This is a genomic window from Chloroflexota bacterium (assembly GCA_035652535.1).
In the GTDB taxonomy this organism is placed as follows: domain Bacteria; phylum Chloroflexota; class UBA6077; order UBA6077; family SHYK01; genus DASRDP01.
Window position 1 is genome coordinate 15,817 of record DASRDP010000100.1, and the last position, 13,651, is coordinate 29,467.

At 65.0% G+C, this 13,651-nt stretch carries 10 protein-coding genes and 1 pseudogene; 5 read left to right on the plus strand and 6 right to left on the minus strand.

Annotated features, from left to right (window positions below; genetic code table 11):
- Window positions 1–4 precede the first annotated feature (4 nt).
- From VFC51_12050 to VFC51_12060, 3 genes are all read left to right on the plus strand, one after another.
- Window positions 5–187, plus strand: a complete 183-nt coding sequence (locus VFC51_12050; GenBank protein HZT07757.1) for a hypothetical protein — start codon at window positions 5–7, stop codon at window positions 185–187.
- A 31-nt stretch (window positions 188–218) separates the two neighbouring features.
- Window positions 219–1,952, plus strand: coding sequence for a DNA polymerase/3'-5' exonuclease PolX (gene polX / locus VFC51_12055; GenBank protein HZT07758.1), 1,734 nt, complete (start codon window positions 219–221; stop codon window positions 1,950–1,952).
- Between the two features lie 240 nt (window positions 1,953–2,192).
- Entirely contained in the window at window positions 2,193–3,335 is a 1,143-nt protein-coding gene (locus VFC51_12060) for a cupin domain-containing protein (GenBank protein HZT07759.1), read from the plus strand.
- A gap of 81 nt (window positions 3,336–3,416) precedes the next feature.
- On the opposite strand, the gene VFC51_12065 is transcribed toward VFC51_12060, so the two are convergent.
- Window positions 3,417–5,150: an ABC transporter substrate-binding protein gene (locus VFC51_12065; GenBank protein HZT07760.1), complete on the minus strand. Its 1,734-nt coding sequence runs from the start codon at window positions 5,148–5,150 to the stop codon at window positions 3,417–3,419.
- A 185-nt stretch (window positions 5,151–5,335) separates the two neighbouring features.
- Between VFC51_12065 and VFC51_12070 the strand changes: the two genes are divergently transcribed.
- Entirely contained in the window at window positions 5,336–5,530 is a 195-nt protein-coding gene (locus VFC51_12070) for a hypothetical protein (GenBank protein ID HZT07761.1), read from the plus strand.
- Window positions 5,531–5,707: 177 nt separating this feature from the next.
- Here VFC51_12070 and VFC51_12075 read toward each other — a convergent pair whose 3' ends face one another.
- The 5 genes from VFC51_12075 to VFC51_12095 all read right to left on the minus strand — a co-directional run bounded on the left by VFC51_12075 (window position 5,708) and on the right by VFC51_12095 (window position 13,245).
- The gene (locus tag VFC51_12075) at window positions 5,708–6,883 is read right to left on the minus strand and encodes a Rieske 2Fe-2S domain-containing protein (GenBank protein HZT07762.1); all 1,176 of its coding nucleotides are present in this window, start codon (window positions 6,881–6,883) and stop codon (window positions 5,708–5,710) included.
- A gap of 617 nt (window positions 6,884–7,500) precedes the next feature.
- Complete coding sequence (locus VFC51_12080; GenBank protein HZT07763.1) at window positions 7,501–8,880, minus strand: Rieske 2Fe-2S domain-containing protein; 1,380 nt, start codon at window positions 8,878–8,880, stop codon at window positions 7,501–7,503.
- A gap of 20 nt (window positions 8,881–8,900) precedes the next feature.
- Complete coding sequence (locus VFC51_12085; protein ID HZT07764.1) at window positions 8,901–10,112, minus strand: Gfo/Idh/MocA family oxidoreductase; 1,212 nt, start codon at window positions 10,110–10,112, stop codon at window positions 8,901–8,903.
- Window positions 10,097–11,893, minus strand: coding sequence for an ABC transporter substrate-binding protein (locus VFC51_12090; protein ID HZT07765.1), 1,797 nt, complete (start codon window positions 11,891–11,893; stop codon window positions 10,097–10,099). The genes VFC51_12085 and VFC51_12090 overlap by 16 nt, the downstream gene beginning before the upstream one ends.
- Before the next feature lie 8 nt (window positions 11,894–11,901).
- Entirely contained in the window at window positions 11,902–13,245 is a 1,344-nt protein-coding gene (locus VFC51_12095; GenBank protein ID HZT07766.1) for a Rieske 2Fe-2S domain-containing protein, read from the minus strand.
- 142 nt (window positions 13,246–13,387) lie between these two features.
- Between VFC51_12095 and VFC51_12100 the strand changes: the two are divergent.
- Window positions 13,388–13,651, plus strand: a pseudogene (locus tag VFC51_12100) (transposase).

Here is a 13,651-nt window from a genome sequence, read left to right on the forward strand (position 1 = left end):
CGGTATGAATCAGATGGTGGCGGACATTCGGACGATGCGCGAGTCGGGACTCAGCTACGAAGAGATGCTTCACCTGGCCTGGCTCAAGCACCAGGTCCGAAGCGGTAAACGCACCGAGACGCCGATCGAATACAAGCGTCTCCTCTTCCTCCGCTATCTCTTTAGCCAGGGTCTGATCGAACGGTAGAAGCCCGGGCAGGTACGAACCGGGAGCGCCCATGCTGCGTAATCGAGAGATCGCGAACCTCCTCGACGAGATCGCGGAGCTGCTCGAGGCCAAGGGCGAGAGCGTTTTTCGAATTGGCGCGTACCGAAACGCGGCTCGCCGCATCGAGGGCTGGCCGGAGGACATCGAAGAGGTCTGGAAGGCCGGGCGCCTTGACGACATCCCGGGCGTGGGGGAATCCATCGCCGCTAAGGTCTCGGAATACCTCCAGACCGGACGCCTCGAATACCTTCAGAAGCTGAAAGAAGACGTTGGACCTGGCCTGGCCGAGCTGCTCGCGGTTCCGGGGCTCGGTCCGCGCCGCGCCCACCTGATCCACGATCGGCTCGGGATCTCGACCGTCGACGATCTGGCGGCAGCGGCGCGCGAGCATCGCCTCCGCGCGCTCCCCCGCATGAGCGAGAAGCTGGAAGCCGCCGTTCTTCGAGAGGTCACCCGCCTGGCGCAGCGAAGCCAGCGCCTTCCCTTGGGGGTGGCGCTGCCCGCCGCCGAGGAGGCGGCCATGGCCCTCCGCTCGCATCCGGCGATTCAGCGCGTCGAGCCGGCAGGGAGCATTCGGCGGCGCCGCGACACCATCGGCGATATCGATCTTCTCGTCGCCTCCGCCCAGCCCGCCGCCGCGGTCGGCGCCTTCACGAGCCTCCACATCGCGAGGGAGGTGCTCGCATCCGGGTCTACCAAGGCAACGATCCTCACGGCCGGAAATCTCCAAATCGACCTCCGCGTCGTCGCACCCGACGAATGGGGCGCGGCGCTCCTGTACTTCACGGGATCGAAGGAGCACAACATCGAGCTGCGCGAGATGGCGATGCGGCGGGGATGGAAGCTCAATGAGTACGGCCTGTTCGATGAGGCGTCGGGGCGTCGACTGGCGAGTGCGACGGAGCACGACGTGTACGCGTCGCTCGGCCTCCCGTGGATCCCGCCCGAGCTGCGGGAGAGCCGCGGCGAGATCGCGGCGGCCGCGGCAGGTCGCCTGCCGACGTTGATCGAAGTCACCGACCTGCGCGGCGACCTGCACGTCCACTCGAACTGGAGCGACGGCGCGGACACCCTGGAGGCGATTGCCGCGGCCGCGAAGGAACGCGGGTACGAATACCTCGCCATCACCGACCACTCCCCCGGCCTCGGCATCGCCCGTGGTCTCACGCGCGACCGAGTGAAGTCCCAGCGGGTGGCCATCGAGGCTCTGAACGCGCGCCTGGCACCGTTCCGACTACTGCACGGGGCCGAGGTCAACATTCGGAACGACGGAACCCTCGACTATCCTGAGACCGTCCTCAACGCCTTCGACATCGTGGTCATCGCCGTGCACGGAGCATTCACCCAGTCGGAGGCGGCGATGACCGAGCGCATCCTGGCGGCGATGCGAAAGCCGTCCGTGGCGATCCTCGCCCACCCGACAGGTCGGCTCATTGGCAAGCGCGAGCCCTATGCTGTTGATCTTGAGCGCGTGCTGCGCGGAGCCCGCGAGTGCAACGTCGCCGTGGAGATCAACAGCCAGGGGGACCGGCTGGACCTCAACGACCAGTGGGCGCGTCGCGCGAAGGAGCTGGGCGTGGCCCTGGTCGTCTCCACGGACGCGCATGCCGTGGGCCAACTCGATCTGACCCGCTACGGCGTCGCCATGGCCCGGCGCGCTTGGCTGGAGAGCAACGACATCCTCAACACCCTCCCCCTCGACGCGCTCCTCGAACGTCTGCGGTCTCACCGCGAGGCCGCGTAACACGCCGATCTTCGGAGCAGAAGGACCCCGACGGCAGTCGGATCTTATCCAGCCATGTGCGCGACGCGGTGCACGAATCGCCGCCCCGCTTCGTCCAGATGGCGCACCTCTTCGTGCTGGCCCAGCCCGCCTGGCGGGCCGACGCGGTTACGGTTCATGCACAACGCGCAACCCCGACCGATGGGGTAGGATCGTAGGAATGGCGCACGCCTATCAAACATTCGCTTCACGGAGGAGATGTTGACGCAGGCTCACGACCAGACCCCGCGGCAGTCAGGCTACCAGCAGTGGATTGCCCGGGAGGGGATTCCGATCGTGCGGGGGCACGGCATACGCGACATCATGGCCGTCGAGCTGGCGCCTTGGCCGCGCATGGGAGGCCGTGGCGCGTACGTCGACCTGATGGGCCAGGAAGGGATCACCGGCTTCTACGTCGCCGAGATTCCGCCCGGCGGCGCCCTTGAGCCCGAGCGCCACCTCTACGACGAAACGATCTACGTGCTGTCCGGCCGGGGTTCGGCCAAGGTTTGGGCGGGAACTCGCGACGCGCCCATCGGATCGCCGAGCGTGTTCGAGTGGCAGGCGGGCAGCATGTTCTCACCGCCCGTCAACACCTGGCACCAACTCTTCAACGTGTCCGGCACGGAGCCCATTCGACTGGTCGCGGCGACCATCGCGCCCCTGGTGATGGACATCTTTCACAACCCCGACTTCGTCTTCAACTGCGACTATCAGTTCACAGACCGGTACCAGGGACAGCCGGATTTCTACGAGGTCAAAGAGCGCTTCTACTTCCAGCCCGGCCGGAAGTGGCTATGGGAGACGAACCTCGTGCCGGACGTGCGCGGCATCGCCCTCATCGATGATGACCGCAAGGCGGCGGGCGGGCGCGGTACCCACTATCAGATGGGGGGAAACGTCCTCGCGGGCCATATGTACGAGTTCCCCGCAGGCTGTTACCACAAGGCCCATGCGCACGGCGGGGGCGCGATCATCCTGAACGTCTCCGACTGCAAGGGGTATACGCTCCTCTGGCCTCCGGAGGCGGGCGTGCAGCCCTACGCTTCGGGTCACGGGGACCGGGTCGTGCGCGTCGATTGGGGTGACAACAGCCTCTTCAGCCCCGCCGGCGGGTGGTTTCATCAACACTTCAATACAGGGCGGACGGTGGCAAGACAGCTCGCGTTTCGCCTTGGGAGCCATCGCCACGACGTGGTCTTCCACACAGCGGCGAGCCGCGAGGGGCAGCAAGTCAGCGTGAAGGACGGCGGGACCCTCATCGAGTACGGAGACGAGGACCCACGGATCCGGGCCGACTTTCAGCGCGAGCTCGCCGAGTTCGGCGTCGCCTACGAGATGGATCGGGTCGCGGCCGGGCGCTGATCGCCCCTCATCCGGCGGGGGCGGGGCTCATGCCCCGGCCCCTCACCCGGTGGGCGCCAGGCAATTAACGTCCTCGGGGGCTCAGTCCACCGACCAGTCCTGCACATTCCAGGTGATCCCTTCCTGGGGGCCGTAGTTGCCCACGGGACCCCGCACGCCATTGCGGGCGATGATCACCTCCACGGAGTAGATGAGGGGCTGAGCGCCGACCAGCTCCGTCATCCGCTTCAGGACCGCGATAGTCGCCTCGCTACGCTCGCGCTCGTTCAGCGAGGTCAGGCGAATCTTCTGCAGGCGATCGACTTCAGGGTCAGAGAAGCTGCCGCGATTCGAGCCGGCGAAGCGATTGTCTGGCGTGGGGAAATTGCTCGTCGTCCACACGAACGTTTCCGCGCCGATCGTGCGGCCGTTGAGCGCCGCCGCGGGAAAGCCCGCGCGCAGCTCCCCCTCGCGGACCCGGGCGGGGGGAATGGTCGTGGTGCTCGATGTGACACCGGCGTCCTTCCAGTTGTTCGCGACGATGGTGGCGATCTGCGCCTGTGCCGAGGTCGCGGTGAGGTCGACGTCGAGGGTCCGTCCGGATGCATCAACCAGCGGGCCACCCTGGGGAGGACGCCGCCAGCCAGCGTCCTCGAGGAGCGCGACCGCGCGGGCAACATTATGCGGATACTTCACGATGGCGCGATCCACCTCCGGGAACAGCTCGTCGGTCGGGGCGATGAAGGCGTCGGCAGCGGTACCGAAACCGAGGTCGATGACGTCAGCCAGCCCCTCGCGGTCGATGGCCGAGATCAGGGCCTGGCGCACGCGCACATCGGCAACGGCGCGCTGCCAACCGGGAACTTCTCGGTACTGAAACTCCATGTAGGCCGTCCGCGTCACCCACGCCTTCACGTACCCCTGGCCGCCCCACTGGTCGCGGGCGATAGCAGCCTCCTGGGCGCGCACGCCCGGCGAGTTGATCATGTCCACCTCGCCGGACAGCACGTTCGCCAGCTCGGTGTTGGGGTCGGAGATGAAGCGAATGTCGATCGCGTCCAGCTTCGGGGGGCCCAGGGCCCAACCGAGGTGCGCCCTCGCCAGGATGCCGACGCCGGGGGTCCAGCGTTCGACGCGGAACGGCCCCGAGCCGATGTACGAGGTCGTCCACTCATCGCCCAGGGCAAATGTCGCGCGGGCGTTCCGGTACTTGTCCTCGAGCTGCTGGCGGGGAAGTGGGTTCAGCGCCTGAAAGCCGAGCACGTTGGCTAGCGGATACGGCTCCTTCCAGGTGATCACGAGGGAATGATCGTCCTTCGCTTCAACTCGGGCCATGAGCGGCTCGGGATCGGGCTGCTGGATCGGGAGGTCCTTGTCCAGATAGACCTCGAACGCGAACACGAAGTCCGGCGCCGTGAGGGGAGTGCCATCGTGCCAGGTAGTGTTCTCCCGAAGGTGGTAGACCGTGACCATCGTCCCGTCCGGGTTGATGATCCAGTCGCCATTGTCCTGAGATGGAATGTCCTTCGCGAGAATCGGGTGCGATGCACCGCTGAGATCCCGAGAAGTGAGGGTGGAATTAAACATCCACTGGTATTCGCCATTGCCCGCGCCCGAGAGGAATTTCGGGCTCAAATAATTGGGCTCGTTGGGCCAGGCGATCTTCAGGGTGCCGCGCGGCCGGTCCTGCGACACCGCTGCCGTGGAACTGCTGCTCCTGTTGGACGTGCCATCGGTTGACGACGCCCCCGGCCCACAAGCGGCCAGCGCCAGCGATAGGCCGAGGATCAGTGCGCGGAGCCGCGGGGCGCGCAAAGGTCCAATGGACGCGAACATGCTTCCTCCAGCATCAGGGTGGGGCACCGTGAATGGTAATACAGCCGTGGGGCATCATGAGAGGAAGGGACCGGACGGTTCAGTCCGACCGATGGCCGGCGCGAGATGAGGCGGGCAGTTGCGACGGAGATACGGGCGACTGTCCGCAGCGTGCGCCGTCAACGAAGACCTCGACGGAGATCAACATGAATGAACGATGGAAACGAGCTTACCGAGCCCAGTTCGGCAGCGAGGCCGACGACGACATTGCGAACGGCTATGCCGACGACGTCGAAGCCTGGAGGATCAATTGGCAATCGGCCTATGACGCCGGCGAGGAGTGGGCGGTAGCCATGGCCGGCGAGGGCGAGGACGACGGCGACGACGACGGAGAGGACTGATGTCTGGAGAAGATGGACGCTGCGCATCGAGCGGCCAAAGAAATAGGGAGCGCTGTGGCGGCGCACATCGGTGGACGAGTCCACTGGGGCAGACCGGGAAAGCTGGAACCGTTCCCCGGGGATGGCCGGTCGTCCGCCGAGCGCGTCCCGGGGATCAGAAGTCCAGCCAGCGCGGCGTTACCACCTGGCCGCCTGGGCGGGCGTGGCCGGATAAAGGCCGGCCTCGGCAATGAGGGAGTGGTCCAGGTTGGTGTCGATCATGCCGCGGGCCGGATCGCGAATCACGCCGATGGGGTCCTCGCCGCGCTGGACTCGGTCGATGTTCTCGCGAAGAAGCTGCCGCAGCATGACGACGCCCCGATCCGTCGTCGCCATACGCTCGGTCGAGCGGTCGGCGATCGGTCCCTGCGTCTCCCAGGCCATGTAGTCCTGGGCATCGACGCCATCCATGAAATGCTGGGTGAACGGGTGGCAAGCACCCATCGGCTCCTTGTGCGGGCGCGCCGCCACAACCTCGGGCCCCGCGTCATCTGGGGTCAGCTCGCCGTCCCGGTTCGGAATGAAGCGCACCTCGTAGATCCAGAGGTGCGTGTCGTCCAGGGGCGTGCGGATCTCGATGCCATTCCCCTGCCGGAGGATGTTCGGGAAGATCAGCGGATGCTCGTCGACCGTCCCGTCAGCATAGGTGCGCTTCTTCATGATCCCGTTGTCGGTGCGATAGAAGTCGATGCTGGCCACATCGTCAGTGAACCCGCGCGTCGTATTCGTCACCGGCCGGCCCCTCGCGGCCATCGACTGGTGCAGGATCTGAAGGTGGGCCGGGTCAACGGAATTCTCCATCGCCTGGAGGTAATTGCAGTCAACCCGTGCGCGAAGCTGCACGGTCTGCCGACCATCGCGGCGCACGAGCACATCGTAGAGGGGAAGCTCGGGCGCTGGATGCGGCCCGAGGTACGCCCAATACAGTCCCGCCAGCGTTTTCACCGGATACGCCCGCTGCTTGACGGTGAGATGGAACAGGCTCCCCTCGGGCTCGGCCGGCGTTTCCAGACACGTGCCGTGGACGTCGTAGAGCCAGCCGTGATAGGCGCAGGCGATGCCGCGCTCCTCGACGCGTCCGTAGAGCAGCGACGCGCCGCGATGAGCGCAATGGTCTGCCAGAAGGCCGGCGTTGCCGCTCTTGTCCCGGAAGAGCACCAGGTCCTCTCCGAGAAGCCGAACGAACCGAGTGGGCTGCTCGGCGCTGACGTCGGCGGTCATGGCGATCGGGTACCAGTACCGACGGAGGAGTTCGCCGCACGGTGTGCCCGGCCCAACGCTCGTCAAGAGCTCATTTTCTTCATGGGTCAACATGGCTTCGCACCTCCGCATCCGGCAGCAGGCGACAGATTCGATATGGGAGCAGGTGATCGCCCCAGATTTATACAGCCGATGGCTCAGATCGAACGGCTGGCGTTGCGGTCATCTTCGAGCACGCCAGGCAACTTGTTCCCCAGGAGATACGGCCTCGTTCTGTTCTCCGTCACCCCGGCCTTCTCCTTTTTGACCCACCAACGGCCTCTGCCGCGTCTCCACGGACACAGCATCAGTACGGCGGCTGACCTCGCAATGGCATGTTGCTTAGCCTAAGGGGTTGGTTGTTCACCAGACAACAGCGCAGGAAAGACAACAGCAGCCCGGGATTATTGGGGCATGTCCGCTCGTGGCCGCAGCCATCTGTTTTCCACACAGCTGCTCGTGCCTGAACGGCCACCAAGAAAGTGCGCAAGAAGAGCACCGACCAGTAATAACCGCCAACGGAGCCTGCGGGGGGATTCGAACGCTCGACCTCGTGATTACGAAACAGGTGATCGCGGGTTCTCGCTTATCGGCTGTTTTGACCAACTACACAGATGCTCGCGGGTTTTGTCGACCAGACAAAGGGAGTTTACACGCCTCCTTCGGCCAGGTAGCCCGAGCATGGGATCCTCTCATACACGCTGGTGAGTCGAAGGGACCGCCAGGCCAACCTCGGGGCCGCCGGGGTTAGTCCCTGGAATAACGCGGCGCAGATGGTCCGTCGCAGGCACCCACGATTCGTCCCGCGGCAGGACCGCAACGCTCGCCCGAACGCGGTACAGCTCGGGCTCGTCCACGCCGGGCGGAACCGCCCCGCTCTCGCGCATCGCCTTCGCCGCGCCGATCAAGCGCGCCCGCATGCGAATGATCGCCGTGTCACTGCTGCCGAGGTGCTCCATGCGGCGATCGTAGATCTTGCCCATCCCTTCCTGCAGTGCGGCATCCTGCGCCCAGAATTCCGCCATTCCCGCGTAGTGGGTCGTCCGTTGCGCTTCACGGTCGAGCAGATAATCATTCTCCGCGGCCGCGATCGGGATCCAGGCGCCAAAAGGAGCTGACGTGGCCGGGCGGAAATGGTCCTCGCCCACGAAGCCGGCCCCGCCCCCCACCTTGAGCGGCTCGCGCTCCACGTCCGTGAGCGGACGCAGCGGATGGAAGCTGGTTGCGAAGACGAGCACTGACTCATCGTCGATCGGAATAAAGGCCCGAGTCCCGCGCGTTGGGTCTCGCCGCTCGGTCCCACTCGCCACGAGGGTCCAGAACGGCATCAGGAACTGCGAGATTCGATAGTAATAGCTGTCGGCTTCCGCCTCTCGGCGGGCGGCGATGAGCACGCCATAGTCCGTGTCCAGCACGTCGAACCGTGGGTGCCGATCCTGGCGTGTGTAGCGTCCCGCGGATGGCAGGGCTGCGATTTCCTCCGGCGTGAGAGGCCGGTGGTCGCTCACGCGGCTGTGGGTGAAGCCGAGGTGGCTCGAGTCGATCTCCCCCTCGATGGACTGCGCATAGTTCGTGAACTGCACCCGCTTCGCCACGATCCGGTGGCTCTCGGGGACGGACATCCACTCCAACTCCGGTAGGGGTGGCGGGACCTCGCGCGGACCCATGTAGACAAACACGACTCCGGCGCGCTCGACGCATGGGTAAGCCACGGCCTTGACCTTGTGCTTGAAGCTCGACTCGACCGGCTCATTCGGCATATCGACACACGCCCCGGAGACGTCGAACTTCCAGCCGTGATAGACACAGCGGAGGCCCGACTCCTCGTTGCGACCGAAAAAGAGGGAGGCGCCTCGATGGGGGCAGTTGGCTGCCAGCATACCCACCCGCCCGCTGCTATCGCGGAAGGCGATCAAATCCTCGCCGAGAAGGCGCATGCGGAGCGGCGCACAGTCTGGCTCTGGAAGCTCGGATGAGAGCAATGCTGGAAGCCAATACTGCCGCATGACCTGCCCCATCGGCGTTCCGGGCCCCACGCGCGTCAGCAGCTCATTTTCCTCTTTGGTCAGCATGATCTCCTCCGTTCGTGTCGCTACGACTCATCAGGCGTTGGAACCTGGTGATCCAAGACGATCTCACGCCGCTCGCGGCTCGATTGGTGCAAAGCGAGGAGCACCTCGAGTGTGGCCTTGCCCCAGCGCCCGTCATGGCGGACCGGGGCGCCGTTCACCGCGGCATCGAACAACTCATCGACCACTCTAGTCTTGACCGCGGCCAGGATAGGAAGCTCGATCTCCCGTCGACCATCATCGTCGTAGATCAGTACGCCCTTCGGAGAGGGGCGGAGGTCTGCCCGCTCGCAGCTCACCAGAAGCGCACCGAACATCGACTGAAAGCGTCCCTCTTGGTCATCGAGCCGCACCTTCGGCTGGCGCCCCCCGCCGTACGCGAGCTGCGCTTTCAGCTCCGCTTCCTCCTCTCGGCTCAACTGCTCCAATTCCTTCCGAGCATTGCCCCACCGTTGGCGCTCGCGACGCTCCCCGCCTTCGCCGATCCAGAAGTGGAACTCGCCGGAATCGAACCGTCCGTAGGCACTGAACACGAGCTGGGCCGTTGCCCCATCCTCGAATTCGAGAAAGGCCGCGTAGGCCCCGTCCACCGGCCGATGGGGATCCCAGACGCCAAGCTGAGCGCGAACGCTGCGCACCAGACCGCCACCGATCCACCGCACGGAATCGACCTGGTGAGGCGCTTGATTGAACACCACCCCGCCACCCAGCGCCGGATCGAGCTCCTCCGGCCGTCGCGGGGTATAGAGCAGCCCCTTATGCGTCAGGTAGAGCATCATCCCCAGCCGACCATACTCGCCACTGCGCACCATCTCTCGAATAGCGTAGATCGGGGGCGAGAAGGACTGGCTGTGGCCGATCACCAGCCTCGTGCCAGCGCGCTCGACGGCGGCAATCATGGCATCGCAATCTTCCAGGGTCAGCGCCATCGGTTTCTCGCAGATCGCGTGCTTCCCGGCTGCAGCAGCAGTGATCACGTTGGCCGCATGGAACTGGTGCGGGGTTGCGATATAGACGGCGTCGACGTTCGGGCTGGCGCAGAGCTGCTCTGCCGTCTCGTAGGTCTCCGCCTCGAAATCCCGCGCCCAGGCCGCGCGTGCCTCAGGGCGTGGGTCCGCCCCGGCGGTGATCACGACCCCGGGGTGGCGGACGAGGGCAGGTAGAAACGATAGTGTCGCCCGCCCAAGACCCACCACGCCGACTCTGAGGACCGGAGCGCTCACCGCTTCGTCCACTTGTAGAACTCCTGGATGTGCAGCGGATTCGCGACGGATGCATCGACACCGTTTGTGATCAGGGTCGGGACGACCTCCCAGTACAGGGGCATCACGACCACGTCGCCCATCACCTTCTGGAGGAGTTGCCGGTCGAGGGCGAGGCGCTCCGCCGGATCGATCGCCACCAGATAACTGTCGAGAAGGCTCGTGGTGAGCGGGTCGGTGTAACCGGTGAGGTCATACCCGGTCCAGCGGTTGCTCTCGGCGGCGATGAACCGCCCATTCAGTCGGCGGAACAGGTTCGTGATCGGCGCCATATTGCCCACATCGGCGACACCGGGTTGGACCGCCTCGTACCCGCGGTCCCCGGTCGCGCCGATCGCTTGCAGGTTGAGCGTCGAGTCGACGCCGATACGCTTCCAGCTATCGGCCACCACGGTCAGCTCGCGCTCCTTGCCCACCTGGGAGCCGCCGACCTGTGATGCGCGAAGCTGCACCTGAAACCGCTCACCAGTCGCGGTGCTCACAAGGATGCCATCAGCCCCAGCCCGCCAGCCGGCCTCGGCCAGCTGCTGCTGCGCCCGAGCTGGATCATACGGGTACTGTGGAATGTCGCTTTCCAGGGCCTTGCGCCGCGCGTCTGTTGGCTGGATCCAGCTATCGGCAACCGGCGTCAAGCCATGGGTGATGACCTCGATCATCGTAGCCCGATCGATTGCGCGGTAGAGCGCCTGTCGCACAGCCGAGTTCGACAGCGCCTCGCGCGGCTGCATCAGCTCCGGGCGAAACTGATTTTCGAGAATACGCAGCCGCCCATTGGCGTCCACCGAATCGAACCGCACCACATTGCCCGTGCCCTGCCACTGATCTTTGACGTTCAGCGCGTTGTCGAAGTCAACCCCAGGTGGGTACACCACATCGACCGCGCCCGCGAGAATGGCAGCGACCATCGAGTTCGGATCGCCGATGAACCGGACGATCACCCGGTCCACTCCTGGACGACCGAGGTAGTAGGCGTCGAACCGCGCCAGGTCCAGCTCGGAGCCCTGCACCCAGCGATCCATCTTGTACGGTCCGAGCCCCACCCAGTCCGTGGTGAGGTAGGGCGAGTTCACGAACGCATCCCGGTCTCCTCCCTCGTAGAGCGGGGCCAGCAGGTGCTTGGGAAGCGGATCGAGCCCTTCGGCGCCGTTGGCGAGGGCGTATGGCTGGCTCCAGTGGACGATGAAGGTCTGCGCATCGGGCGCGGAGGCCGAATCCATGAGGGCGAGGATCCCTGCCGCCGGCGTAGGAAGGTCCTTGTCCTTCATCACTTGGAACGTGAACAGCATGTCGTCGCTCGTGAATGGCGCCCCATCGTGCCAAGCAATGTTGGGGCGGAGCTTCCACACGAGGTCCATGGTGCCGTCTGGATTCAGCCGCCACGTCCCGTTGTCTACGGAGATGTCCTCCGAGGCGAGCTGCGCGCGGTAGGTGCCATCCTCGGCGAGCACCGACAGGGTGTTGTGCAGCATGTTCTTGATTTCGCCCGAGCCGCCCGTGGTCCCGCCACCGGTGAACCCGACGATGAATGGTGGTTCCCGGGTGGTCGCGATGGTGAGCACCTTGAGGCCGGTGCCCGGGGACGTCGGTTCCGACGGACCGCCGGCTGCGCTACTACCTGGCGGTCCGGATGCACAGCCGATCACAGGGAGCAGGGCTGCCATGAATACTGCCACGGCGAGTCGCAGCCGGCCCTCGTGGAGCGACTGTTCCGTGACACCGAGGGTGATGTTCACAGGAAGCCATATATTTCGCACTGAACGGCTCAGCCAGTCACGTCGGCCAATTCGAGGTAGGCGTAGTCTCTTTCCTCGGTTTCGGCCAGGTAGCGCATCCGCTCCATGGGACTCATCTCGTAAAGTCGCATCGCGTCGTCCCAATCGAGCCCGTAGATGCTGTCCGACGGGATGCGGATCAGGCGATCTTGCTGCGGATCCCGAATGACGCCGATGGGATCGAGGCCCTGGCGCACGCGCTCGATCTGCTCGCGCCACAACTCGCGGGTGATCACGAGGCCCCGATCGGAAGTCGCCAGGCGCCAGCTCTCCCAATCGGGCAGATAATTCCGCGAGGCGGGGCCCTGCGTCTGCTGGGCGACTTCGTCCTCCCATACGTTGCCCTGACGCCAAGGATGTTTCAGGTTCCACCAACCGCCGACCTGCCTCGCCCAGTCAGAGGGGAGGTTCTCCGCGTGCCCAATATGAAATTTGGCCTCCTGGAGGCGCTTTGCCTCATCCGGCGCGTTCCCATTTTCGTCGTACGGGAAGAAATCGACCGTGAACCATCGCGTCTGATAATCGTTGACAGGAACCGCCCACTTCATGGAACGGGCCCCTTCGAAATTGCAGCGCTGGGTAGGGAACACGGTGTTGTTCTCGTGGTATTCCCACTTGCCCGGCTCCGGCGTGGCCCGGATCGCCACGTAGCGAACGCCCCACGGGGTGCGCTCCCAGCGGATCGGTGTGACCAGCTCGCCGTCCTCGCTATAGTAGAGACGCTTGAACGGTTCCTTACCACGGAACCAGCTGTGAGCGATCTCGTTGTGCCAGTGGTCGAGGTTGTTGTCGTGCATCGCCTGGAAGACGTTGCACTGCTCGACGTAGCCACCATTCCCCGTCACGCGGACACCATCTTCACGGAAGAGTTGGTGATACCGAGGGAAGAGCGGCTGTCTGTCCGGTGGGCCCATGTACGTGAAGATGAGTCCCCCCACCTCGACGCACGGGTAGGAAAGCTGCTTCACCGTGTGCTTGAACATGCTCTTCGGGGGCTCAGCGGGAGTTTCGAGGCAGTTGCCGTCATGGTCGTAGAGCCAACCATGGTACAGGCATCGGAGGCCGCGCTCCTCGACCCGGCCATACGAGAGCGAGGTGCCGCGGTGGCTGCAGTGCTCACCCAAGAGGCCGGGCCGACCCGTCGCATCCCGGAAGAGCACGAGGTTCTCCCCAAGGATCTCCACCCGGAGCGGGTTGGAGGGACCGGCGGTTTCTCCATCCTTCCCGAGATTTGCCGAGCACTCCACCGGGAGCCAGTAGCGGCGAAAGACCTCACCCGAGGGCGTCCCGGGCCCGACGCGGATGAGTTCCTCTTCCTCGCTATTCTTGAACACCAGCATGCCTCCTGCAGTTTGGCCTTGGTCGTGCCTGGCCACCAGCTCAGGCCTTGTCTGCGTTGGTTTTATCGTTCTGATAACCTCAAGTCCAATAGATTGTTTGGGGACTTCCATAACCGAATTCGTATCGGCGCTGACAGTGAGGAACGCGTTGGCGCTGGTGCCCAAGAGCGCGGCGCAGATGGTGGCGGCGACGATCCGGACGGTGTTCGCCCAGCCGGATGCGGCGAGTGCCAAAGAGCAGTGGAGGCGCGTGGCGGACGGGTTCCGCGGCCGGTACCCGCGCCTGGCGGAGCTGCTGGACGATGCCGAGGACGAGGTGCTGGCCTACCTGGCCTTCCCGCCGGAGCACTGGCGGCAGATCTGGTCGAACAATCCGCTGGAGCGACTGAACAAGGAGGTG